This is a genomic window from Tistrella mobilis KA081020-065 (genome assembly GCF_000264455.2).
In the GTDB taxonomy this organism is placed as follows: Bacteria; Pseudomonadota; Alphaproteobacteria; order Tistrellales; family Tistrellaceae; genus Tistrella; species Tistrella mobilis.
Genome location: NC_017957.2, coordinates 183,672 through 204,633 on the forward strand (window position 1 = coordinate 183,672; position 20,962 = coordinate 204,633).

21 protein-coding genes and 1 pseudogene are annotated in these 20,962 nt (G+C 68.6%); 10 read left to right on the forward strand and 12 right to left on the reverse strand.

Going from position 1 to position 20,962, the window contains the following annotated elements:
- Window positions 1-2: 2 nt before the first annotated feature.
- From TMO_RS18740 to TMO_RS18755, 4 genes are all read right to left on the reverse strand, one after another.
- The gene (locus TMO_RS18740; protein WP_014747246.1) at window positions 3-890 is read right to left on the reverse strand and encodes a branched-chain amino acid ABC transporter permease; all 888 of its coding nucleotides are present in this window, start codon (window positions 888-890) and stop codon (window positions 3-5) included.
- 1 nt (window position 891) lies between these two features.
- The gene (locus TMO_RS18745; protein WP_228382349.1) at window positions 892-2,775 is read right to left on the reverse strand and encodes an AMP-dependent synthetase/ligase; all 1,884 of its coding nucleotides are present in this window, start codon (window positions 2,773-2,775) and stop codon (window positions 892-894) included.
- A 76-nt stretch (window positions 2,776-2,851) separates the two neighbouring features.
- Window positions 2,852-3,664: an ABC transporter ATP-binding protein gene (locus TMO_RS18750; protein ID WP_014747248.1), complete on the reverse strand. Its 813-nt coding sequence runs from the start codon at window positions 3,662-3,664 to the stop codon at window positions 2,852-2,854.
- A gap of 467 nt (window positions 3,665-4,131) precedes the next feature.
- The gene (locus TMO_RS18755) at window positions 4,132-4,848 is read right to left on the reverse strand and encodes a TetR/AcrR family transcriptional regulator (RefSeq protein ID WP_014747249.1); all 717 of its coding nucleotides are present in this window, start codon (window positions 4,846-4,848) and stop codon (window positions 4,132-4,134) included.
- Window positions 4,849-5,112: 264 nt separating this feature from the next.
- On the opposite strand from TMO_RS18755, the gene TMO_RS18760 reads away from it, so the two are divergent.
- On the forward strand, window positions 5,113-5,595 hold the full coding sequence (locus TMO_RS18760; protein ID WP_014747250.1) for a hypothetical protein: 483 nt from the start codon (window positions 5,113-5,115) through the stop codon (window positions 5,593-5,595).
- A 34-nt stretch (window positions 5,596-5,629) separates the two neighbouring features.
- Here the strand turns inward: TMO_RS18760 and TMO_RS32645 are convergent, their stop codons facing one another.
- Window positions 5,630-6,316, reverse strand: a complete 687-nt coding sequence (locus tag TMO_RS32645; protein WP_014747251.1) for a TetR/AcrR family transcriptional regulator — start codon at window positions 6,314-6,316, stop codon at window positions 5,630-5,632.
- Between the two features lie 145 nt (window positions 6,317-6,461).
- Between TMO_RS32645 and TMO_RS18770 the strand changes: the two genes are divergently transcribed.
- From TMO_RS18770 to TMO_RS18790, 5 genes are all read left to right on the forward strand, one after another.
- Entirely contained in the window at window positions 6,462-6,842 is a 381-nt protein-coding gene (locus TMO_RS18770; RefSeq protein WP_014747252.1) for an ethanolamine utilization protein EutQ, read from the forward strand.
- Window positions 6,839-8,158, forward strand: a complete 1,320-nt coding sequence (locus tag TMO_RS18775) for an NAD(P)/FAD-dependent oxidoreductase (protein WP_014747253.1) — start codon at window positions 6,839-6,841, stop codon at window positions 8,156-8,158. Before TMO_RS18770 ends, TMO_RS18775 begins: the two co-directional genes overlap by 4 nt.
- Window positions 8,159-8,252: 94 nt before the next feature.
- Entirely contained in the window at window positions 8,253-9,272 is a 1,020-nt protein-coding gene (gene dctP / locus TMO_RS18780) for a TRAP transporter substrate-binding protein DctP (RefSeq protein WP_228382350.1), read from the forward strand.
- Window positions 9,273-9,323: 51 nt separating this feature from the next.
- Complete coding sequence (locus TMO_RS18785) at window positions 9,324-9,830, forward strand: TRAP transporter small permease (protein ID WP_014747255.1); 507 nt, start codon at window positions 9,324-9,326, stop codon at window positions 9,828-9,830.
- A 1-nt stretch (window position 9,831) separates the two neighbouring features.
- On the forward strand, window positions 9,832-11,121 hold the full coding sequence (locus TMO_RS18790) for a TRAP transporter large permease (protein ID WP_014747256.1): 1,290 nt from the start codon (window positions 9,832-9,834) through the stop codon (window positions 11,119-11,121).
- A 47-nt stretch (window positions 11,122-11,168) separates the two neighbouring features.
- Here the strand turns inward: TMO_RS18790 and TMO_RS30615 are convergent.
- Window positions 11,169-11,612, reverse strand: a pseudogene (locus tag TMO_RS30615) (MarR family winged helix-turn-helix transcriptional regulator); the annotation flags it as partial.
- 141 nt (window positions 11,613-11,753) lie between these two features.
- Here TMO_RS30615 and TMO_RS18800 point away from each other — a divergent pair.
- Window positions 11,754-12,221, forward strand: coding sequence for a hypothetical protein (locus TMO_RS18800; RefSeq protein WP_014747258.1), 468 nt, complete (start codon window positions 11,754-11,756; stop codon window positions 12,219-12,221).
- On the opposite strand, the gene TMO_RS18805 is transcribed toward TMO_RS18800, so the two are convergent.
- Window positions 12,175-12,846 (reverse strand): TetR/AcrR family transcriptional regulator, encoded by a 672-nt coding sequence (locus TMO_RS18805; RefSeq protein WP_014747259.1) that lies wholly within the window; start codon window positions 12,844-12,846, stop codon window positions 12,175-12,177. The two genes, TMO_RS18800 and TMO_RS18805, sit on opposite strands and share 47 nt — an antisense overlap.
- A 101-nt stretch (window positions 12,847-12,947) precedes the next feature.
- On the opposite strand from TMO_RS18805, the gene TMO_RS18810 reads away from it, so the two are divergent.
- Complete coding sequence (locus TMO_RS18810) at window positions 12,948-13,790, forward strand: NAD(P)H-binding protein (RefSeq protein WP_014747260.1); 843 nt, start codon at window positions 12,948-12,950, stop codon at window positions 13,788-13,790.
- Here the strand turns inward: TMO_RS18810 and TMO_RS18815 are convergent.
- Window positions 13,759-15,177 (reverse strand): coniferyl aldehyde dehydrogenase, encoded by a 1,419-nt coding sequence (locus TMO_RS18815; protein ID WP_014747261.1) that lies wholly within the window; start codon window positions 15,175-15,177, stop codon window positions 13,759-13,761. The two genes, TMO_RS18810 and TMO_RS18815, sit on opposite strands and share 32 nt — an antisense overlap.
- 196 nt (window positions 15,178-15,373) lie before the next feature.
- On the reverse strand, window positions 15,374-16,018 hold the full coding sequence (locus TMO_RS18820; protein ID WP_051045544.1) for a helix-turn-helix domain-containing protein: 645 nt from the start codon (window positions 16,016-16,018) through the stop codon (window positions 15,374-15,376).
- Window positions 16,019-16,227: 209 nt separating this feature from the next.
- On the opposite strand from TMO_RS18820, the gene TMO_RS18825 reads away from it, so the two are divergent.
- Window positions 16,228-17,235, forward strand: a complete 1,008-nt coding sequence (locus tag TMO_RS18825) for an alpha/beta hydrolase family protein (RefSeq protein ID WP_014747263.1) — start codon at window positions 16,228-16,230, stop codon at window positions 17,233-17,235.
- Window positions 17,236-17,566: 331 nt separating this feature from the next.
- On the opposite strand, the gene TMO_RS18835 is transcribed toward TMO_RS18825, so the two are convergent.
- Entirely contained in the window at window positions 17,567-18,256 is a 690-nt protein-coding gene (locus TMO_RS18835; protein WP_014747264.1) for a pyridoxamine 5'-phosphate oxidase family protein, read from the reverse strand.
- 116 nt (window positions 18,257-18,372) lie between these two features.
- On the opposite strand from TMO_RS18835, the gene TMO_RS18840 reads away from it, so the two are divergent.
- Window positions 18,373-19,311 carry a LysR family transcriptional regulator gene (locus TMO_RS18840; RefSeq protein ID WP_014747265.1) on the forward strand — a complete coding sequence of 313 codons (939 nt, stop codon included), beginning with the start codon at window positions 18,373-18,375 and terminating at the stop codon, window positions 19,309-19,311.
- Window positions 19,312-19,320: 9 nt separating this feature from the next.
- Here the strand turns inward: TMO_RS18840 and TMO_RS18845 are convergent, their stop codons facing one another.
- Window positions 19,321-20,334 (reverse strand): nucleotidyl transferase AbiEii/AbiGii toxin family protein, encoded by a 1,014-nt coding sequence (locus TMO_RS18845; protein ID WP_014747266.1) that lies wholly within the window; start codon window positions 20,332-20,334, stop codon window positions 19,321-19,323.
- Complete coding sequence (locus TMO_RS18850) at window positions 20,327-20,920, reverse strand: DUF6088 family protein (protein ID WP_014747267.1); 594 nt, start codon at window positions 20,918-20,920, stop codon at window positions 20,327-20,329. The genes TMO_RS18845 and TMO_RS18850 overlap by 8 nt, the downstream gene beginning before the upstream one ends.
- Window positions 20,921-20,962 lie beyond the last annotated feature (42 nt).

Here is a 20,962-nt window from a genome sequence, read left to right on the forward strand (position 1 = left end):
CCTCAGACCCTTTCGATATGCACGCGGCCGAACAGGCCATAGGGCCGGACCAGCACGGTGAGCAGGATGATCATGGCCGCCACCACATCGCGGGTGCCGCCGCCGACCACGGGGTCGAGCAGGCCGCCGACCAGGCTTTCGGCAACGCCGACCACCAGCCCGGCGACCAGCAGGCCGGGCACGCTGTCGAGCCCGCCCAGGATCGCCACCGCCAGCCCCTTGACCAGGAACAGCGACAGCGTCCAGTCCACCCCTTGCACCGAGCCCCAGAGGATGCCGGCAGAGGCGGCGGTGACGCCGGAAATGCCCCAGGCGAGCGCGATCGCATGCTCGACCCGGATGCCCACCGACCAGGCGGCGACCTGATCGTCGGAAACCGCGCGCAGCACGATGCCCTGCAAGGTGCCGAAGAAGACGACCGCCGCCAGGATCAGCGCCAGCGACACCGCGCCACCGACGAGATAGGCGGTGTTGATCAGCATCGGCCCCAGGAAGACCGGATCCTGGCCGATGCCAAGATCCAGCCGTTTGACATCGGCCCCCCAGATGCCCGGCACCACGCCGCGGAGCATGATTTCCACGCCCAGCGTCACCATGATCACCATGATCGGTGCCTCGCCGGTCATCCGGCGCAGCACCACCCGTTCCAGCGCCAGGCCCAGGGCGAACATCGCCGCCAGCACCACCGGCACGGCCGCCCAGCCGGGCAGGCCGGCCATCGATGCCGCCGCCCAGGCGACATAGCCGCCGGTCATGGCCAGCGCCCCCTGGGCCAGGTTCACCACGCCGGAGGCCTTGTAGATCAGCACGATGCCGAGCCCGACCAGGGCATAGAACAACCCGACCAGGGCGCCGTTGATCGCAAGCTCGCCTGCAAAGGCCATGTCCATCTCAGCCGACCTCCTTCAGGCGGATGCGCCGGCGGATGGTGCCTTCGGCGCCGGTCTCGTAGGTGATGGCGATCTCGATCTCGACCGCGTCGGCGGTGCCGTAGAGCGCGTCGATCAGGGCTGCATAGCGGGTCTCGATCAGCTTGCGGCGCAGCTTGCGGGTGCGGGTGATCTCGCCGTCATCGGCGTCGAAATCCTTGTGCAGATCGGCGAAGCGCCGCACCCGCTGCCCGGGCTCCAGCCCGGCATTGGCCTCAGATACAACTGAAGAGATCAAATCAACAACTTCTGGGTGCTGGGACAGCTCGGCATAAGAGGTCCAGGGGATGCCCTGGCCCTGGGCCCATTGCCCGACCGCCTGCTCGTCGATGCAGATCAGCGCCGCCAGATGCGGCCGGCCGTCGCCGAACACCGCGGCATTGCGCACGAAGCGGCTGAATTTCAGCCGGTTCTCGACATGGCCGGCAATGAAGCGGGTGCCGTCGGCGGTTCGGCGCAGATCGCCCATCCGGCCCAGCACCACCAACTCGCCCCGGGCGTCCAGATGGCCGGCATCGCCGGTGTGCAGCCAGCGGCGACCCTGGGGATCGGTTTCGACCACGGTGTCGCCGCCGCCCAGATAGCCGCCGAACACCGACCCCGCCCCGATCAGGATCTCGCCCGCCTCCGACAGGCGCAGCTCCACCCCCGGCAGCGGCCGGCCGACGGTATGAGGCGAGGCGTCGTCTCCGGTCTGGCAGACCACCAGGGCGCAGCTTTCGGTCTGGCCGTAGAACTGGCGCAGATCGATGCCCAGGGCCCGGAAGAACAGATAGGTGTCCTCGCCGATCGACTCGCCCCCGGTGTAGGCCCGGCCGGCCCGCGACAGCCCCAGATGATCCTTGACCGGCGCATAGACCAGCGGTTCGCCCAGCGCGCGCAGCAGGCGGCGGCCGGCAGAGGGGCGGCGTCCGGCCAGGCGGTCGCGCTCGATCCGGGTCGCCAGCCCGATGAAGCGGTCATAGATCCAGCGCTTGACCGGCGTGCTCTCGGCCATGCCGACCTGGACCCGGGTCAGCATCAGATCCCAGGCCCTGGGCGCCGCCAGATACAGGGTCGGTGCCACCTCGCGCAGGTCGCGGGCGACGGTTTCCTGCCGCTCGGGCACATTGACCACGAAGCGCAGCGCCATGGCGCCGGCGATGCTGAACACGAAATCGCCCACCCAGGCCATGGGCAGATAGGCGATGTGCTCGTCGCCCTCGCGGAAGCAGCCGGCGGCAGCGGCGGCCGTCACGGCGGCCAGCGCCTGGGCGTGGGTGATGGGGATGCCTTTGGGTGCGCCGGTGGTGCCCGAGGAATGCAGCAGCACCGCAACGTCGCCGCCATCGGCCCGCCCGGCCAGCGCCCCGGCCAGGGCCGGATCGGCATCGAGCAGGGCCCGCCCGCGCGCCGCCACATCGTCCAGCGCCACCAGCCCGGCTTCGGCATAGCCGGTGATGCCGCGCGGATCGTCGTAGATGATGATCTCGGGCAGGCCGGTCGCGCTGCGCAGCGCCAGCAGCTTGTCGGTCTGTTCCTGATCCTCGGCCAGCGCGAAGCGCGGCCGGGCGGTGCGGGTGAAATGCTCAAGCTCGCCCGGCGGCACGTCGGGGAAGACCGGGGCGGCAAATCCGCCCAGGGTCATCGCCGCCACCGTGCCGAAATAGAGCGCCGCGCGGTTGTCGCCCAGCACCGCCAGCGCCTCGCCGGGGCCGAAGCCCAGCGCGTCCAGCCCGGCCGCGATCTCCATCACCCGGCGGTGATAGTCGCGCCAGCTCCACACCCGCCAGATGCCGCGCTCCCGTTCGCGCAGCGCCGGTCGGTCGCCATGGTCGCGGGCATTCACTGCCAGGATCGCGGGCACCGCCGGCCCGTTCCGGCCAGGGGCATGTCCGGCCGGCATGGCCCGGGCGGGGGCGATGTCCGCTGTCGCCATCCGTTCAGGCCGCACGGGACCGCCCCTTTCCCAGATAGGCCGCGACCACGGCCGGCCGGGCGATCACCTCGTGCGGGTCGCCTTCGGCGATCGGCTCGCCATAGGTCAGCACCAGCAGCCGGTCGGTCAGGGCGGTCACCACGTCCATGTGGTGTTCGATCAGCAGCACCGCGGTGCCGAAGGCGTCGCGGGCATCCAGGATGAAGCGGGCCATGTATTCCTTCTCTTCCTGGTTCATGCCGGCCATGGGCTCGTCCAGGATCAGCAGCCGGGGTTCGGCGGCCAGTGCCCGCGCCAGTTCCACCCGCTTCTGCAGGCCGAGCGGGATCACCTCCACCGGCTGGTCGCGCACGTCCTGGAGCTGCAGGAAATCGATCACCTCTTCCACCACTGCCCGGTGGCGGATTTCGGCCGGTCTGGCCCAGAAGGGATAGAACAGCGCCGGCAGTGCCCCCGGCCGCATGTGCAGGTGACGGCCGACCAGGATGTTGTCGAGCACGCTCATGCCCCGGAACAGCGCCAGGTTCTGGAAGGTGCGGGCGATGCCCAGCCGGGCGATGCGGTGCGGCTTCAGCCCGCGGAGATCGCGGCCGGCGAAGCGCACCTGGCCGGCATCGGGCGGATAGAAGCCGGTGATGGCGTTGACCATGGTGGTCTTGCCGCTGCCATTGGGGCCGACCAGGCCGAAGATCTGGCCGGGATGGATGGCGATCGAGACGGATTTGAGCGCCTTCAGCCCGCCGAAGGACCGCTCGATCCGGTCGCAGACCAGCAGCGGCGTGGGGGCGGAAGACGAGGTCGGGTCGGCTGGGGTCATCGGTCCGGGTGGCCCTCTGCGACGGCCGCGGCGGGACGGGCGTTCGGGTGACGCCGCCCCCCGGTGGCATGGGGGTGCAAGGACGGGGCCGGCGGCGGCGCAGGCGGCCGTGCCGGTCGAAGGTATGTGGCAGTCGAAGGCGTGCCGGGGTCGAAGGCGCGTCGGGTGCGATCGAAGATCGTGCCCCGGTGGGGCATGGCTGCCCGGGATGGCGCACGGTTTCTTCCTGGTGCCGGCGCCTCCCTGGTGCCGGTGTGCCGGTTTTGCCTGTGTTTGTTGTCCGGCGACCGTTTTAGTGAACGATACTCACTTTTTAGAGTCAACACGAAAGCGGCTCATGACGCCGGCATGAGTGCCTTCGTCTGATGAATTCGTGTTATTTTGCAATGCAAGACGATATGTTGCGGCCGCACAGGGCGGGCCGGCCCGGCACGATCGCCGGCCGGGAACAGGTCAGTAAATATGACTCACTTACTTGGGGCTGCCGCCTCGATCCGTGCCACCACCGCTTCCAGCCGGTCGAGCAGCGGCACCGCGGGGTCGGTGGTGCCGGCCGGGCGCATGCCCTGGATCAGCACATCGGTCAGGGCATCGGCAACGGCGGCAACTTCGATCCGGCCGCGGCCGCTCAGCGCCCGCCAGGCGACGTGTTCCAGTGTGCCGAACACCAGATAGCGCACCAGCCGGACCGGGAAATCCGCCCGCACGTCGCCGGCGCGGATGCCGTCTTCCACGATGCGCAGGGTGATGCCGGTATAGCGGCGGTTGGCCTCCAGAAGGGTCGATTCGAAATAGTCGTCATGGCTGCGCGCCTCGCGCAGGAAGACCTTCGAGATGCCGGCATTGATCAGCATCTTCTGAAGGTGGAAGCCCAGCACATAGCGCAGCTTCTCGCGGAAGCCCGCGATATGGGGCAGGTTCTCCTCAAGCTCGGCGATCAGCCCTTCGTAATAGCGGCAGAGCACCTGGCCGAGCAGATCCTTCTTGCTGTCGAAATGCTTGTAGATCGTGCCCTCGGCGATGCCCACCCGCCGGGCGATCTCGGAAATCGACGCCGCTTCGTAGCCGCGTTCGGCGAAAACGTCATGGGCGGTTTCCAGGATGGTGCGGGTCCGCGCCAGGGTCTTGGGCCTGGGCCCACGCTTGCGCGGCGCGGCCGCCGTCTCAGGGCTGGTCTCGGTCATCGGGTTCGGGCTCTCCCCCCTGGACACTGGCCGTGGGCGGCCTTCGCCTTCCTAGCACGGGCGGGCCGGGCTTGTCAGCGCGACGTGCCGATGGCGCGACGGGCGGCGGCGATGCCGGGGGCAGGGAGGGCTCACAATTATTGGTTAGGGATATATCCAATAAGTTGAATTTAATAATAAGCACATTGTAAAAATGGTTCGGGTGCGCGGCCACACCCCGCATCAACCGCCGCCGCGACCCGCATCTCAGGGAGGACAGGACCCATGCCTGGTGGTCCCATCGATAGAACCGTCATCATCCGCCACAGATCCACGGGCCGCCTGCTCGGCCTCTCGACCCTCTCGGTCGCAGCTGGCCAGAAGGTCTCGCTGATCGGCATCCCCGACGAGAACGGGGCGCGGAGCCGGGCGGAGGTGATCTGGAAGCTGGTCGGCCAGCCGCCGATCATGCAGGAGATAAGCCTGATCAATGAAGCGGCCGCAGCCTATGTCGGCGTCGACCGCACGCCGCTCGACACCCACGACATCCCCGTGCTCAATGCCGTGGGGATCGGCCTGACGGCAGGCGAGGGGGCACCGGCCTTCCTGCTGGAAATCACCAAGACCGGGCAGCTGCTGAGTCTCGGCCACGCGCAGTATCTCAATCTCCGCCGGCTCGGTGCGGTGACGGCGGTTTGGGCTCCCATCGACAGCCCGGTCGACGAATTCGAGCCGGAATTCGAATGGGAGATCGTGGCGCTCGACTGACGACCACCCGACGCCTGCGGCGTGATGCCCGGCCTCAGGCCGCAGGCGGCACCTCGTCCCCCCACAGCTCGGGCCGGGCGATCACCCGGGCGCGGAAGGCCGCTTCGGCCTCGGGGGTCAGCGGCCGGTCGGTATAGGTCTGATAGTAGATCGGCAGCAGCGACAGGCGGACCGACATCGGCTCGCGCACGTCGAGGGCGTAATAGCCCATCTGGATGAAATAGAAATTCCGCGCCCGGATCTCGGCCTGGCCGGCGTCGAAGCCGTGGCGGGTGTACATGTCGACCAGGGCCGCGAGACGGGCCTGGTCGGCAGCGCGGATCGTGTCCTGGATGGCCGGCATGCCGCGCGCCCAGTCGCGTACCGCGAAATCGAGCCGGGGGTCGAACTGCCCCGGATCCAGCCAGATCTCGAACAGCGCCAGAATGCAGGCTTCCAGCGTCGGCCCCGCCATCGCCGCGCGCTGGATCGCATCGGTGTTCTTCCGGTTCCAGACCTCCAGCATCGCGTCCAGCAGCGCCGCCCGATCCTGGAAATGCCAGTAGAAGCTGCCGCGGGTGACCCCCAGCCCGTCGGCCAACCGGGTGATGCGCACCGCATCGACCCCGCTTTCCACCAGCACCTGCAACGCCTTTTCGAGCCAGTCCGCCCGGGTCAGGCGCGGCGCGCGCGCATCGTCTTCGGGCATGCTCACCTGCTCGATCAGCCGGCGGTTCGTCATTGACGTCTCCATACAGGTCTGTATCGTTCAAGACATAAGTGTACGGTCTCGGGCGTGGTCTGACCAGAGTCTCCACAACGAAGACGTGGCACCACAACGAAGACGTGACACCACAGCAAAGACGACAACCGGGGGGAAGAGAGAGATGACGGTGCAGGCGAAATCGCCGCCCAGGGTGATGCGGTTCGACGGGTTGAGCTTCGCGCCCCGCTTCGCCTTCCCCGAGATGGCACGCGTCGTGGAAGTGGCGGGGGCGGAAGACGGCAGCGCGCTTGCCGGCGGCTTCGCGCGCTTCACCGGCGCCCGGATTCCGTGGCAGCTGCGGTATGACGAGCTGATCCTGGTGCTCGACGGCCGGCTTGTGGTCGAAACCGCGGATGGCCGGCTGGAGGCCGGGCCCATGGATACGATCTGGCTGCCGGCGGGCACCGACCTGGTCTACAGCTCGGAGAACGCGCTGGTCTGGTACTGCCTGCAGCCGGCCGGCTGGTCGCGGGACATGGATGCCGCAGGGAGTGGGGCATGACCGCCATCACCCTGCTGCCCGAGAACGACCGCACGAACGGCTGGAGCGCCGACCTGCCGCCGCGCCGGCCGAAGCCGCCGCTCGGCCGCGACGTCACCGCCGATGTCGTGGTGATCGGGGCCGGTTTCGCCGGGCTCGGCGCCGCGCGCCGGCTGGCGGAACTCAGGCCAGATGCGAAGATCGTGGTGCTGGAAGCGGGGCAGCTGGGCGAGGGCGCCTCGGGCCGCAATTCGGGTTTTGCGATCGACCTGCCGCACAATGTCGGCTCGTCGCTGGAAGAACTGGCCAAGGGCCAGGCCTATAAGCGCCTCGCCCGCGCCGGCATCGCCTCGCTCAAAGACACGATCACCCGCCACGGCATCGCTTGCGACTGGAGCGCGGACGGCAAATACCACACCGCCTCGTCGGATCGCGGCGCGGACGAGGTGCTGCGGCCGACGGTCGAAGAACTCGTCCGGCTGGGTGAGCCTCATGAATGGCTGGACCGCGAGGCGACCGCCCGCCGGCTCGGCACCCGCCATTTCGCCGCCGCGGTCTTCACCCCCGGCACGGTGCTGGTCAATCCGGCGGCGCTGAATCGGGGTCTCGGCGACAACCTTCCCGAGAATGTCGACCTTTATGAAGGCACCCCGGTTGTGGATGCCGCGTTCGGGGCAAGCGTGGTGCTGAAAACGCCCGGCGGCATGGTGCGCGCGCCCAAGGCCATCCTGGCGGTGAACGGGCTGGCGATGCGCTTCGGCTTCTGGAGGGGCCGGCTGCTCAACTTCGCCGCCCATGCCAGCCTGAGCCGGCGGCTGACCGCGGCCGAACAGGCGGCGCTGGGCGATATCGCACCCTGGGGATCAACCCCCGCCAATGCCTTCGCCGGCATCACCATGCGCTATACCAACGACCGGCGGATCCTGATCCGGCAGAACATCCATTACTGCCCGGGTCTGCGCCAGTCGGATGCCCGCCGCGCGCTGATCCGCACCGAGCATCAACGCCTGTTCGACCAGCGGTTCCCGATGCTGACCGGCGTGCAGATGGAGCACACCTGGACCGGCTTCATCTGCCTGTCGCGCAACGGCGCCCCCGGCTTCGGCCAGGTGGCCCCCAATGTCTGGAGCGCCGTCTGCCAGAACGCGGTCGGCATCGCCAAGGGCACGATCAGCGGCCGGCTGGCGGCGGCCATGGCGCTGGGCGAGGACGACCCGCTGATCGCGGACATGGTGAGCCTCGGCACCCCCAGCCGCGTGCCGCCGCGTCCTTTCCTCGATATCGGCGTGCGCGCGCGCTTCGCGCTCGAAATCTTTGCCAATCGTCACGAGGCCTGAGGCGTCACGAGGCCTGAGGCGTCGGACGCAAGACCAACACCACAAAGACGATCCGCAACAGGATCGCACCCATGTGATCAGGGAGGATACCGACATGACCATCAGGACGATGCTGACCATGAGGACGATGCTGGCCGGCGCCGCATTGCTGGCGCTGGCCGCGACCGGGCTTGCCGCAGCCCCCGCCCGGGCGGTGACGCTGAAGCTTGCGACCGATTCCGGCGCCAAGGGCTCGGATGCCGGCAATGCGATCGAGGCCTGGGCGGAGAAGATCAGGGCCGGTACCAAGGGTGAGGTCGATGTCCAGGTCTTCTATCAGAACGAACTGGGCGGCCAGCAGGAAGTCTTCGACCTGCTGATGGCCGGTGATGTCGACCTGATGCTGAACTGGCCGATGACCTCTTACGATCAGCGGATTTCGCTGATCTACACGCCCTATATGTTCACCGACTGGCCCGAGGCGCTGAAGGCCTATGGGCCGGGCGGCTGGCTCAACGCGGCCCTGGGCGACATCTATGGCGATATCGGGCTGCGCTTCCTGGGCGCCTGGCCCGAGGGCTTCAACGGCGTCGCCACCCGCGGCGGCCATGCCACCACGATCGAGGCCGCCAGGGCGTTCAAGGTGCGGGTGCCGCCGGTCTCGCCCTTCACCGAGACCGTGGCGGCGATGGGCTATCAGACCGCGACCGTCGATTGGGGCGAACTCTATTCCGCCATCCAGACCGGCGTCGTCGACGGCGAGGCGGCCAATGTCATCTTCTACGACGTCACCTATTTTGGCGACGTGCTGACCGATTACGTCCACACCCGCCAGCAGTTCCTGACCGGCATCCTGACCGCGAACGAGGAAAGCTGGCAGGAGCTGACGCCGGCACAGCAGGCGGTGGTGGCAGAGGCCGCGCGTCAGGTGATGGTGGCGCAGTTCGATGCGGCGAAGGCAGCCGACGAGGGCCATGTGGCGTCGTGGAAAAAGCTCGGCCACAGCTATGTCGAACCCACGGCCGAGGAGCTGGCGGCCCTGACCAAAGCGGTGCGCGCCGCCGTCTGGCCGGGCATGGAAAAGGTGCTGGGCCCCGAGCTGATGGCCCGGGTGCGCGCCCAGACCGGCAACTGACCGGCTGGCAATCCTGCCCCGTCCTGCCCGCTGTCTCTGGGGGTTGTGCCCGTGATCACCTTCCTCGCCGCGCTGGACGGGGTGTTCGCCCGCGTCCTGAACCTGCTCGTGCTGGTCACCAGCCTTGTCGTCACCGCCGCCCTGGTGCTGCTGGTGACGGCACGGGCCGGGTTCGACCTGCCGCTCACCGGTATGCACGAGGCCAGCATGCTGGCCGCCATGTGGCTCTACATGGCAGGCGCCACACTCGCCACCCGCAATGGCCGCCATCTGACGGTCGATTTCCTGGCGACCGGCCTGACCGGCCGGCGGGCGCGGGCGATCCACGGGCTGATCATCGCCGCGATCACCGCGGTGGTGGCGGGGTTGTTCTGCTTCTGGGTGTGGAAGATGTTCGCCTGGGGCCTGAAACGCCCGCAGACCATCCCGGTGCTGGGCCTGCCGCTCTGGCTGGCCCAGGCACCGCTGGCGCTGGCCGCCGTCACCGCCGTGCTCTATGCGCTGCGCGACATGGCGCGTGCCGTCCTGGCCCTGGCCGGACGGGGGGAGGGCGGCTGAGATGGATGCGCTCGCAGCCCTTCTGCTTCTGCTGGTCCTGCTCGGCATCGGCCTGCCGGTGGCCTGGTCCTTCGCCGCGGTGGTGGCGGCGCTCGCCGTCATCTACGATGCCAATTTCAACACCCTGATGCTGCAGGGCTTCCGCTCGCTCGACGGGGTCATCCTGCTGGCCCTGCCGCTTTTCGTGCTGGCCGGCTATCTGATGCAGTCGGGCGGCATCGCCGACCGGCTGGTCGCCTTCATCGAACTGCTGGTCGGCCGCCGCCGCGGCGGCATGGGCAGCGCCATGGTGGTGACCTCGGGCGTGTTCGGCGCGATGGCCGGCACCGCGACCGCGGCGGTCGCCGCCATCGGCACGCTGATGATCGACCCGATGGAAAAGCGCGGCTATTCCCGCGGCTATGCCGCGGCCCTGCTCGGCATCTCGTCGCTGCTGGGCATCCTGATCCCGCCCTCGATCACCATGATCCTGTTCGCGGTGGCGACCCAGCAATCGGTCGCGGCCTGTTTCGCGGCCTCGATCGTGCCGGGGCTGCTGTTGATGGTGGGGTTGATCCTGTTCAACCGCAGCCAGATCGGCCGCCATATCCACGAGATCCGCAGCGATCGCCGGCAAAGCCCGGCCGAAAAGCTGGGCGTGTCGGTCCGCGCCCTGCCGGCGCTGTCGATGCCCGCGATCATCATCGGCGGCATCTATGGCGGGCTGTTCACCCCCACCGAAGCCGCGGCCTTCGCGGTGCTGGCCGCCGTGCTGATCGGCCTTTTCGTCTATCGCGACATGACGCCGGCAAAGCTCCGCCAGGCGACGATCGATGCGGCCGAGACGACGGGATCGATCATCATTATCCTGCTCTTCTCGTTCATCATCGGCCGGATGCTGGTCGCCGGCCGGGTGCCGCAGGATCTGGCGGCGCTGGTCGCCTCGGTGGTGTCGGATCCGGTGATGATCATGATCATCGTGAACCTCTTCCTGATCCTGGTCGGCGCGCTGATCGACGACGTCTCGATCACGGTGGTGATCGCGCCGCTGCTGCTGCCGCTGATGGTCTCGGTCGATGTCCACCCGGTGCATTTCGCCGCCATCGTCGGCACCTCGGTGGTGATCGGCGCCAACAGCCCGCCGATGGCGCCGCTGTTGTTCATGGCCTGCCGGATCGGCGGGGTCTCGGCCCAGCACGCCGTGGGGCCGGCGCTCAGGATGATGGCCTGGGTGGCGCTGCCGGTGCTGCTGCTGACCAGTTTCGTGCCCGCCCTGTCGCTCAGCCTGCCGCGCTGGCTGGGGCTGCTCTGAGCGGCGGTTCCCGGCAGTCTCAGACCGGATCGCCCCCGTCCCGTTCCCAGCCTGTTCCGCAGCGTCGTCAGCACCCGATATGCGGTTCGCAGCTCGTCCAGGCTCAACCCCTCGGCCAGGGCGTCGATCTGCGGATCGTACAGGCGGAGCGCTTCGTCATAGACCGCGCGGCCGCGGGGGGTGAGCACCACCAGCTGCGCGCGTTTGTGATGGGGGTTGGGCGCGAAGGCGACGATGCCCTCTTTCGCCAGATCATTGACGATCCGCTGCACGTTCTGGCGATTGGCGCCCAGATCGCGGGCCAGCCAGGCCACCGGCTGCGGCCGGTCGGCATAGACGATCGCGCCCAGAATCTGCCAGCGCGCGCTGGTCAGCCCCAGCGGCGCCACCAGCCGGTCGCCCCAGGCGAGCGTCAGATTGTTCACCCGGAACAGACCCAGGATCAGATCGGTCAGGGCCGTGGCCCTGGCGGCATGCTGGTCATCGGACATGCGTCATCCTGCGAGTTTATTGACACTCTGCGCATTAATTGACATCATGATGTCAATTGGTCATGTAAGTGACGCTAGCGCGTCTGCCGCTCCCGGGCAAGCCCCGGATGCCGGCGGCGCCGATGGGGAGATCCCGTCCCGATGAAGGCCGCCCTCATGAAACCTGCCGCGCCCATACGCCGCGTCCACCCGATCGCCGGCACCATTGCCCTGCTGACAATCGCGAGCTTCTGGCTGGCCACGGTCGCCGCCGAAATCTGGGGCAGCGCCGCCACCGTCACCCTGGTCAAGACCGCCATCCCCTGGGGTTTCCTGCTGCTGGTGCCGGCCCTGGCGGCGACCGGCGGGTCGGGTATGGCACTTGCGCAGGGGGGACGCAGCGGGCTGCCGGCGCGCAAACGCAGGCGCATGGCGATCATCGCCGCCAACGGCATGCTGGTGCTGATCCCCTCGGCCCTGTTCCTGGCCGCCCGGGCCGGGGCGGGGCGGTTCGACACCGGCTTCGTGCTCGTCCAGGCGATCGAGCTGGTCGCCGGGGCGGTCAACCTCACCCTGCTCTGCCTCAACCTGCGGGACGGGATCCGGATGGTGCGGGGGCGGGTTGCGTAACCGGCGACGACCCCGCCAGCGCCTCCAGCGCCATGCGGCGATAGGTGGCGACCAGGCGGTCGCCTTCCTCAGGGGGTACGGCGATGGCGAGCCGCATGGTCGCCTCGCCCAGATGCATGACCAGGAAGGCGGTGGCCTCCACGTCGGCCGGGTCGGCGCCCGGGCGGATGCGGCGGATGGTGTCGGCCAGAAGGCGGCCGTTCAGCCGGCTTTCCTCGACCTCCATCTCGCGCAGCAGCTTGTCGGCCTGCATGCCCGACCAGATGTCCGAGATGACCGGATCGGCCCGGAACAGGCCGTAATATTCATCGATCAGCGCGCCGAAGGCGGCGAGCAGCCCGGCCTCGTCGGCCACCGGCTCCAGCCCGGCACGGATGCAGGCCCGGCTCTCTTCATTGCAGCGCATCGCCAGCATCCGGATGATCGCCGCCTTGTCGGGAAAGAACTGGTAAAGCGAGCCGATCGGCACACCAGCGCGTTCGGCCACCTGCGCCATGCGCAGCCCGTCGGTGCCGTCGGCGGCGATGATCTCCCGCGCGGCCAGAAGCATGCGCTCCACCCGCTCGCGGCTGCGCTGCTGGGTGGGCATGCGCCGTGGCGCGGCGCGGTCGGCCGTGGTCGTCACCGGTTCCGGATCCTCCGTCACTTTCCTGCTTGACCCAGAATACGAGTCTGCCTCATGTTTTTCAATATGAGGATTGCTCATGTTTTTGGGAGGGACGGATCATGACCACAGGCGCGACGACGCTGGATCAGCTGCCGGTTCTGGTCACCGGCGGCACCGGCAAGACCGGTCGGCGGGTGGCGGCGGGGCTGCGGGCGCGGGGATGGCCGGTGCGGATCGCGGCGCGCAGCCTGGCACCCGCCGCCGATGCGGTACGCTTCGACTGGGCCGATCGGGATGGCTGGCCGGCGGCATTGGATGGAGTGGGCGCGGTTTACGTCGCCTATGCGCCCGATCTGGCGGTGCCGGGGGCGGTGGACGACATCACCGCCTTCGCCGCCGCGGCGCGGGCGGCGGGTGTCGGCCGGATGGTGATGCTGTCGGGCCGCGGCGAGCCGGGGGCCGAGGCCGCGGAGCGTGCGCTGGCGGCTGCCGGCTTCGACTGGACGGTGCTGCGCGCCAGTTGGTTTGTGCAGAATTTCACCGAAGGCCTGTTGGCCGAGGCCCTGGCCGCGGGCGAACTGGCCCTGCCGGTGGGCGATGTGCCCGAACCCTTCATCGATGCCGACGACATCGCCGAAATCGCGGTCAAGGCGCTGACCGAAGACGGGCTCGGCGGCCGCATCCTGGAGCTGACCGGCCCCCGGTCGCTGAGCTTCGCCGCGGCCATGGCCGAAATCAGCCGACTGACCGGTCGGCCGATCAGCTATCGGCAGATTCCGATGGCCGATTTCCTGGCCGGGCTTCAGGCCCAGGGCGTGCCCGACGACATGCGCGACTTCCTGGCCTGGCTGTTCACCACGCTGTTCGACGGCCGCAACAGCGCCACAACCCCCGCCGTGACCGAGGTTCTGGGCCGGCCCGCGCGCGATATCACCGACCGAGCTGCTGCCGGATGGCCCTGAGGGTTGCCCGGCCATAGGGCGGTTTCAGCCCGGCGAGTTTTGCGATGTCGAACCGCGACTGGCGATAGATCGCCCGGGCATGGCTGAAGGTGCGGAACCCGTCCCGACCGTGATAGGCGCCCATGCCCGAGGGGCCGATGCCGCCGAAGGGCAGGTCTTCCTGGCCGATATGGAAGATCACGTCGTCCAGCGTCACGCCCCCTGAGACGGTGCGATCCAGCACGCGGCGGCGTTCGGCCGCATCGCTGCCGAAATAATAGAGGCCGAGCGGCCGGTCGCGGCGGTTGACCTCGGCGATCGCGCCGTCGATATCGCCATAGCGGCGGAGCGGCAGGATCGGGCCGAAGATCTCTTCCTGCATCAGGATCATGTCGTCGGTGACGTCGCGGACGATATGCAGCGGCATCTTGCGGCTGTTGGTGGCGGTGAAATCCTCACCCGCCGGATTGACCGTCTCGATCCGTGCGCCCTTGGCCCGGGCATCCGCCAGCCAGCCGGTCAGGCGCTGGTGATGGCGGTCGTTGATGATGGCCGTATAGTCGGGATTGTCGATCAGGCGCGGATACATGGCGCTTGCCGCGCGCGTCAGCCCCTCGACCACCTGGTCCTCGCGGTCTTCGGGCACCAGCATGTAATCGGGGGCGAGGCAGGTCTGGCCGGCATTCATCATCTTGCCGATCACCACCCGTTCGGTGCTGCGGGCGATATCGGCCGACGCCCCCAGGATCACCGGCGATTTGCCGCCCAGTTCCAGCGTCACCGGCGTCAGATTGTCGGCCGCCGCGCGCAGGATATGGCGGCCGATACCGGTGGCTCCGGTGAACAGCAGATGGTCGAAGGGCAGGGCGGCGAAGGCCCGGCCGGTCTCGGGCCCGCCCGAGACGAAGGCCAGTTCGTCGGCGGCGAAATAGCGCGGGCAAAGCTCTTCGAACAGGGCGGCGGTGCGCGGGGTGTATTCGCTGGTCTTGACCATCGCCCGGTTGCCGGCGGCCAGCACCCCCGCCAGCGGCGCCATCACCAGATTGACCGGATAGTTCCAGGGCGCGATCACCCCCACCACGCCCTTGGGCTGGTATTCGACCCGGCCGCGGCCGCCCAGCAGGCCCAGCGGAAAGGTCACCGGCCGCCGTTCCGGCCGCATCCAGCGCCCCAGATGCCGGCGGGCATGGCGCAGCGGCAGAACCGAGGCCAGGATGTCGGTGATCATCGACTGCTCGCGGCTGCGATGGCCGAAATCCTCGCTCATCGCCGCACAGAAGGCCTCGGCATTCTCGGTCACCAGCGCCATGGCGCGCGTCAGTCGGTCACGGCGGATATCGGCCGCGACCGGCAGGGCGGCGGTGAAGGCCGCTGTCTGTGCCTGAAAGATGGTGGTCGGATCGGACATGTCTGATCTCCTGCCGCGGAGAGGGGGGAGGCCGGAGGATGGGATAAGAGTGTGCCGTTGCAGCCCCCCACATCTTTTCCTGATCAGAGACGGATGGCCATATTTACTTATGGTTGTGGTCTGGAGTGATCGCCCCGACGACCGGGATCGACAGCAGCGCAGATCGGGCCGGCGCGGCTGGATCACGCGCCTGCGGTCAGCCGGGCGCGGACGGGCGGCAGGATTGCGGTGACCGGTGCGCAGTGCCGGCAGCACCATAGCGCAGCCCGTCGATCAGAAGGCCCAGCATGCGGCTGACATGGGCGGCGCCGTCCTCGCCGCCGGCGGTGGCAAGATTGCCGATCGCGCGCAGCAGATCATATGCCGCAACGTCGCCGCGGATCGCGCCGGCCGCCGCGGCTGTGTCCAGCAGGGCGGTCAGCGCCGGTTCGAACCGGCTGCGGAAATGGTCGGGCAGGGTATCGAAGGCCGGGTCGCCGGAATGCAGCGCCGCGGCCAGCCCCTTCTTTGTGGTCAGGAAGCCGGTATAGCGGGCCAGCCACAGCGCCAGTGCCTCGGCCGGCGGGTGGCTTGCGGCAAGGGTGGCGGCGTCGGCCGCGCAGGCATCGACCTCGCGCCGGAACACCGCCGCCACCAGATCGGCGCGTTTGGGGAAGCGGCGATACAGCGTGCCGACACCGACGCCCGCCCGGGCCGCGATCTCGCGCGCCGGTGCATCCACGCCGGCCTCGGCGAACAGCGCCTTCGCCGCCTCCAGCAGGGCGTCTTCGCTGCGCTGCGCATCGGCGCGCAGCCGCCGGCTGCTGCCGGTTTCCGCCGTCTCGTCCCCGCTCACCTGCATCTCTCCCCCGCCGTGCCGGCCCGGAAACGGGTCTCCGGGCACGACTTGTCGCTTGATAAACGGAACACGGTTCCGTATATCTCGGTCTCAGTCGGAACGCGGTTCCGTTTATAGCCGGATCGCAGTTCCGTTTCCTGTTCTACAGGCGAAGCCTGCCCTCCCGCCAGCCCCTCCCGACCAACTCCCTCCCAACCAAGGGTCTCTCTCCCATGACCGATCTGATCCAGGCGGCCCGGCATCTGCCGGCGCGCGCAGCCCTTCCCACCCTGTCGGTGGCCCCGATCCACATCCCCGTGCCCGGCCGGCCGCGGCCGCTGGCGCTGCGCGTCACGCTGCCGGTGCCCACCCTGCCGGTGCCCACCCTGCTGGTACCGGACGGGGGGAGCGATCCTCTGCCGGTGGTGCTGCTCTCTCACGGCCACGGGCCGTCGCTTTATCTGTCGTCGCTGGATGGTTATGGGCCGCTGGCGGGGTTCCTGGCCGGGCAGGGGTTTCTGGTGATCCAGCCCACCCATGCCAGTTCACGATCCGGCGGTCTCGGCGCCGATGCGCCGGGTGCGCCGCTGTTCTGGCGGATGCGGGTGGCCGAGATGACCGCGATCCTCGACCGGCTGGACGAGATTGCGGCCCTGATCCCCGGCGCGCCCCCACGCCTGAACCGGGACCGCATCGCCGCCATCGGCCATTCCATGGGCGGCCAGACCGTCGCGATGCTGCTGGGGGCGCGCCTGACCGACCCGACCGACCCGGCGGCGCGGGATGTGAACCTGATCGAGCCGCGCATCCGCGCCGGCGTGCTGCTGGCAGCCCCCGGCCGCGGCGGCGACGCGTTGAGCGCCCATGCCGCCGCCGCCTGGCCGGCGCTGAACCCCGATTTCAGCCACATGACCACGCCGTCGCTGGTGGTCTGCGGCGAGCGGGACGACAACCCGCATCTGACCACCATGGGCCCCGCCTGGCATGCCGACCCCTTCCACCTCAGCCCCGGCGCCCGCGCCCTGCTGACGCTCGCCGGCGCCGGCCACGGCCTGGGCGGCATTGCGGGGTATGATGCGAAGGAAACCGACGACGAAGACCCCGACCGCCTGGAAGCCACCCGCCGCCTGATGGCAGCCTGGCTGCGCTCCACCCTCGACCCCACCGACCCGGTATGGGAGCAGGCGGTGGCGGCGTTGCGCGCGCATGCGCCGGGGTTGGGGTGGGTGGAGGGGCGGTGACGGAGAGATGGCCCTCAGTAGATGTATGCTGTACAAACATGGCCATTGCGATGGAGCAACAGGGGCAGCCAGAGACGATGGCCAGGTCTTTGAACGACAGGCTGCAGCAGCTTCCCGACGCCCGCCGGCAACGCATCCTGGCGGAGGCCGATCGGCTGCGTGCGGAATGCGTGGCGCTCCACGCGCCACACCGGACCGGCACGCCGTCCCAGGCGACCTCCGGTCGTCGACGGGCGTCTCCCCGCGCCTCCGGCACCACCGGCCCGACCGCCGGTGGCGAACACGGGTCTGTCGGCGGGCCGCACCGGTCATAGATCACGGCTTTCACCCGTCACCTCCGCCATTCCTCGTCTCTCATCGCATCATCCCCGGGAGACAAAACCCCGTCGCCCCGTTCGGCCCCGCCTTGCGTCTGAAGCGCCGCCCTCAGCGCCGCATTCTCCGCCTCCAGTTCCGCGATACGGTCCCTAACCGGACGCAGGGCTTCGGTCAGTTCCGCCTCGGTGAAGCGGGGGGTGATGTATTGGGGGCAGTTCCAGTCGAAGGCCTCCAGATGCAGGCGGATGATGCGCTCGGCCTTTGGGGCCGTGGCGCCCGGCACCCGGGCGGTCAGTGCCGGATCGGCGTCCAGTGCGACGATCTCGGCCAGGGCATAGATCTTCAGCCGCGCGCGGCGCGGATAATCCATCAGGAACAGGCTGACCTTGTCATTCGTCGACAGGTTGCCGACGCTTATGTATTGCCGGTTGCCGCGCTGGTCGGCGAAGGCCAGGCTGCGATCGTCCAGCACGGTCAGAAACCCTTGGGGTCCGCCGCGGTGCTGAACATAAGGCCAGCCGGTTTCCGAGGTCGTGGCCATGTAGAAACTGTCCCGGCTGGTGATGAAGGCCGCTTCCTGGTCGGTGAACCGGTCGAACGCCCGGTGTCCCTTGAAATCCTGCCAGAGATGGGCGACGCCCAGCCGGTCCTGCGCCGCCCGCACGGCCGGCGTCATCGCGATGTCGAGAAAGCCGTACCCCATGGTCTGCCCCTCCTGCTGCGGATGGATTATTCTCTACCAGTCATGAGGTAACAGGCGGCAGGCCGTGCAACAATCGGCAGAATACGGCGAGCATCTCCCCGGATTTTGAGGAAATCATGGACCGTCTGGAAGCCATGGCCTTTCTGCTGGACGCGCTGGAGGCCGGCAGTTTCTCGGCCGCCGCCCGCCGGCTGGGCGTGCCCGTGGCCACGCTGACGCGACGGATCGATCAGCTGGAGCAGGTGACCGGTGCCACCCTGCTGATCCGCACCACCCGCCGGCTGGTGCTCACCGATGCCGGGCAGCGCTATGTCGAGGGGGCGCGCCGCATCGTCGCCGAGGTTCGGGATATGGAACGCGAGGCGGCGGGCGAGTTCATCGAGCCGACCGGCCGGCTGGTGGTCAGCGCGCCGCGCATGTTCGGCCGGCTGCATGTCCAGCCGGTCATACATGAGTTCCTGCGCCGGCATGCGGCGATTTCGGTGGTGCTGCATCTGTCGGACAGCAATGTCGATCTCGCGGCCGGCGCCGCCGATCTGGCGGTGCGCATCGGCGTGCTGCCCGACAGCAGCCTGATCGCCACGCATCTCGGCCGCATGCGCATCGTCACCGTCGCCAGCCCGGCCCTGCTCGACCGCCATGGCGAGCCGCACCATCCGGAGGATCTGGCCGGCATGCCCGGCGTGGTGTTCGACATGCCGCCATCCGACCGCCTGGCGCATGCCCCGGGGCGCAGCCGGGGACAGGATCCGGGACCGCGTGTGGGCACCCGGCTGATCGTCACCGGCGCCGAAGCGGCGGTGGATGCCGCCGTGGCGGGTGTGGGCGTGGTGCGTCTGCTGCATTATCAGGCAGCGCAGGCCCTGGCGGATGGCCGGCTGCGCCTCGTCCTGGAGGCATTCGAACCCGAACCGGCCCCCGTGCATGTGCTGCACGCACCGCTCGCCCAGCTGCCGCAGAAGACCCGCTATTTCATCGATGTCGCCAGCGCCCGGATCCGGGCGTCGGTGCAGGCGCTGGGGCAAACCACGCAGCACACCGCGTGCGAAAACTGACGTTGGGCCTCAGGGGCTCCTGTTGGCGCGCGCCTGTATGTCGGCACATCGGGCCATCAGCGTGTCGAACGGTTCTGCATCGTCGAAGAGCAGACCGTCCTCGACCATTCTGGCGTAGTCCTCTTTCAGGGCCTTCGCAGCGTCCCCCGTCGGCACCAGCTTCAGACCGCCATTGATGGCGGCGTCATAGTCGATCGGTGTCCGATCGGCGGCCTTTTCAGCAAAGAACATCCCTTTGTGTCGTGCAACACTGCCGGCCAGGTCTCGCTTTGCGAAGGCAGCCTCGGCCAGTCCGGCATCATCCAGCCGGACGATATCGTGCCAATGTCGCGCGAAGCGATCTCCACGCAGTCGTTCTTGCAGACAGAACACATGGATTGCCGTCGCTTTCTCCCAGAACGTCCGTTCGGCATGCATGACGCGGGGGCGCGCTGTGGGAAATGTCAGTTCGGTGATCAGCTCCGAGGCATCGCAGACGACGTCGCGAGAGCTTGCCGGTTCGCCCGTCGAGCGTGCGCCGAATTCCAGCATGACGCTGGGGGCGACATAGCCCGATCCGGTGCTGGTCGGGTCATAGTCAATGAAGAGCTTCTCGCCGTCGATCCGGACGGTGGCGGCAAGATCTTCTGCCGTCAATGCGGCCGTGACGATCGGTCCGACGACGGTCTCCACCCAATGTGGCAGTCGTCGGCGGACCTCGGCTGACCAACGCCTCTCCTCGCTCCGGGTCTTTGGCAGGGCTTCGCCATCTTCGCCTGCCAGATCTGGCGCAATCGCCCGAATGTCGTATGTCAGGTCGACGTCCTCGGAAAACCGGCGGATGGCTCGATAGACTTTCGACAGCGATGTGCCGCCTTTGAACACCAGATCCGCGCCGAGCGGCGTGGTGTAGAGTGCGTGCAGTGCCCAGACGACCCAGACATCCTTTTCGAGAAGATGCGCAGGCCGCCCCGACTGTTCTGCCGCGACACCCAGGGCGTCGCGGCGGTCCCGGGTCGACAGCTGCAGAAAACGCTCAGCCATGAGCCACCTTCCCCACATGCTGCGCAAGCCATGTCGGCAGCTGTGGTGCGGCCGCGACCAGTTCGCCGAAGGTGCCGGGCGGCATCTTCCGTTTCAGGGTTCTGAGGGCCGCTTCCGCTTTCTCCGGGCCGAGCCAGGCCAGCGCCCGGACGGCTTCCCCCGCCGGCCGGTCGGCCAGCACCAGTTGCCAGCGCGGCGCATGCCGCAGTTCCACCACCTGTTTGCCCAGCTGCATGTTCCGGCTGCGCCCCGAGGTCAGGTAGACCGGCCGGACGGGAACCTGTGTCGTCAGCCCCAGGGCGTTTGCCGCCGCGGCACCGTTGGAGGCGATGATCTCCCCGTTCCGGGCTGCGACGGCCCGGACCGTCTGTTCCACCGAGGGGGGGCGGGTGCCGAACCGGCTGACGACGGGATGAAGATAAATGCCCCGACTGGCGCGGATCAGACGACCCCGGGCGGCCAGGCGCGACAGAGCCTGGTCCACCGCTGCCCGATTTCCGAGATGAAGCAGGCTTTTGGCGGATACGGGGGTGCCTTCGGGCAAGCCCGCTGCATGGGCCAGAATGCGTTCGCTCAGCTGGGTCATGACGTGCCTCCTGTCAGAAAAATAGGCAAGTTTCTGACAAAA

Excerpts from the sequence above, each read along its gene's own strand:
- TMO_RS18740 (WP_014747246.1), bottom strand. The coding sequence starts at position 890 with ATGGACATGGCCTTTGCAGGCGAGCTTGCGATCAACGGCGCCCTGGTC.
- TMO_RS18750 (WP_014747248.1), bottom strand. The coding sequence starts at position 3,664 with ATGACCCCAGCCGACCCGACCTCGTCTTCCGCCCCCACGCCGCTGCTG.
- TMO_RS18755 (WP_014747249.1), bottom strand. The coding sequence starts at position 4,848 with ATGACCGAGACCAGCCCTGAGACGGCGGCCGCGCCGCGCAAGCGTGGG.
- TMO_RS18760 (WP_014747250.1), top strand. The coding sequence starts at position 5,113 with ATGCCTGGTGGTCCCATCGATAGAACCGTCATCATCCGCCACAGATCC.
- TMO_RS32645 (WP_014747251.1), bottom strand. The coding sequence starts at position 6,316 with ATGACGAACCGCCGGCTGATCGAGCAGGTGAGCATGCCCGAAGACGAT.
- TMO_RS18770 (WP_014747252.1), top strand. The coding sequence starts at position 6,462 with ATGACGGTGCAGGCGAAATCGCCGCCCAGGGTGATGCGGTTCGACGGG.
- TMO_RS18775 (WP_014747253.1), top strand. The coding sequence starts at position 6,839 with ATGACCGCCATCACCCTGCTGCCCGAGAACGACCGCACGAACGGCTGG.
- dctP (WP_228382350.1), top strand. The coding sequence starts at position 8,253 with ATGACCATCAGGACGATGCTGACCATGAGGACGATGCTGGCCGGCGCC.
- TMO_RS18790 (WP_014747256.1), top strand. The coding sequence starts at position 9,832 with ATGGATGCGCTCGCAGCCCTTCTGCTTCTGCTGGTCCTGCTCGGCATC.
- TMO_RS18800 (WP_014747258.1), top strand. The coding sequence starts at position 11,754 with ATGAAGGCCGCCCTCATGAAACCTGCCGCGCCCATACGCCGCGTCCAC.
- TMO_RS18810 (WP_014747260.1), top strand. The coding sequence starts at position 12,948 with ATGACCACAGGCGCGACGACGCTGGATCAGCTGCCGGTTCTGGTCACC.
- TMO_RS18815 (WP_014747261.1), bottom strand. The coding sequence starts at position 15,177 with ATGTCCGATCCGACCACCATCTTTCAGGCACAGACAGCGGCCTTCACC.
- TMO_RS18820 (WP_051045544.1), bottom strand. The coding sequence starts at position 16,018 with ATGCAGGTGAGCGGGGACGAGACGGCGGAAACCGGCAGCAGCCGGCGG.
- TMO_RS18825 (WP_014747263.1), top strand. The coding sequence starts at position 16,228 with ATGACCGATCTGATCCAGGCGGCCCGGCATCTGCCGGCGCGCGCAGCC.
- TMO_RS18835 (WP_014747264.1), bottom strand. The coding sequence starts at position 18,256 with ATGGGGTACGGCTTTCTCGACATCGCGATGACGCCGGCCGTGCGGGCG.
- TMO_RS18840 (WP_014747265.1), top strand. The coding sequence starts at position 18,373 with ATGGACCGTCTGGAAGCCATGGCCTTTCTGCTGGACGCGCTGGAGGCC.
- TMO_RS18845 (WP_014747266.1), bottom strand. The coding sequence starts at position 20,334 with ATGGCTGAGCGTTTTCTGCAGCTGTCGACCCGGGACCGCCGCGACGCC.
- TMO_RS18850 (WP_014747267.1), bottom strand. The coding sequence starts at position 20,920 with ATGACCCAGCTGAGCGAACGCATTCTGGCCCATGCAGCGGGCTTGCCC.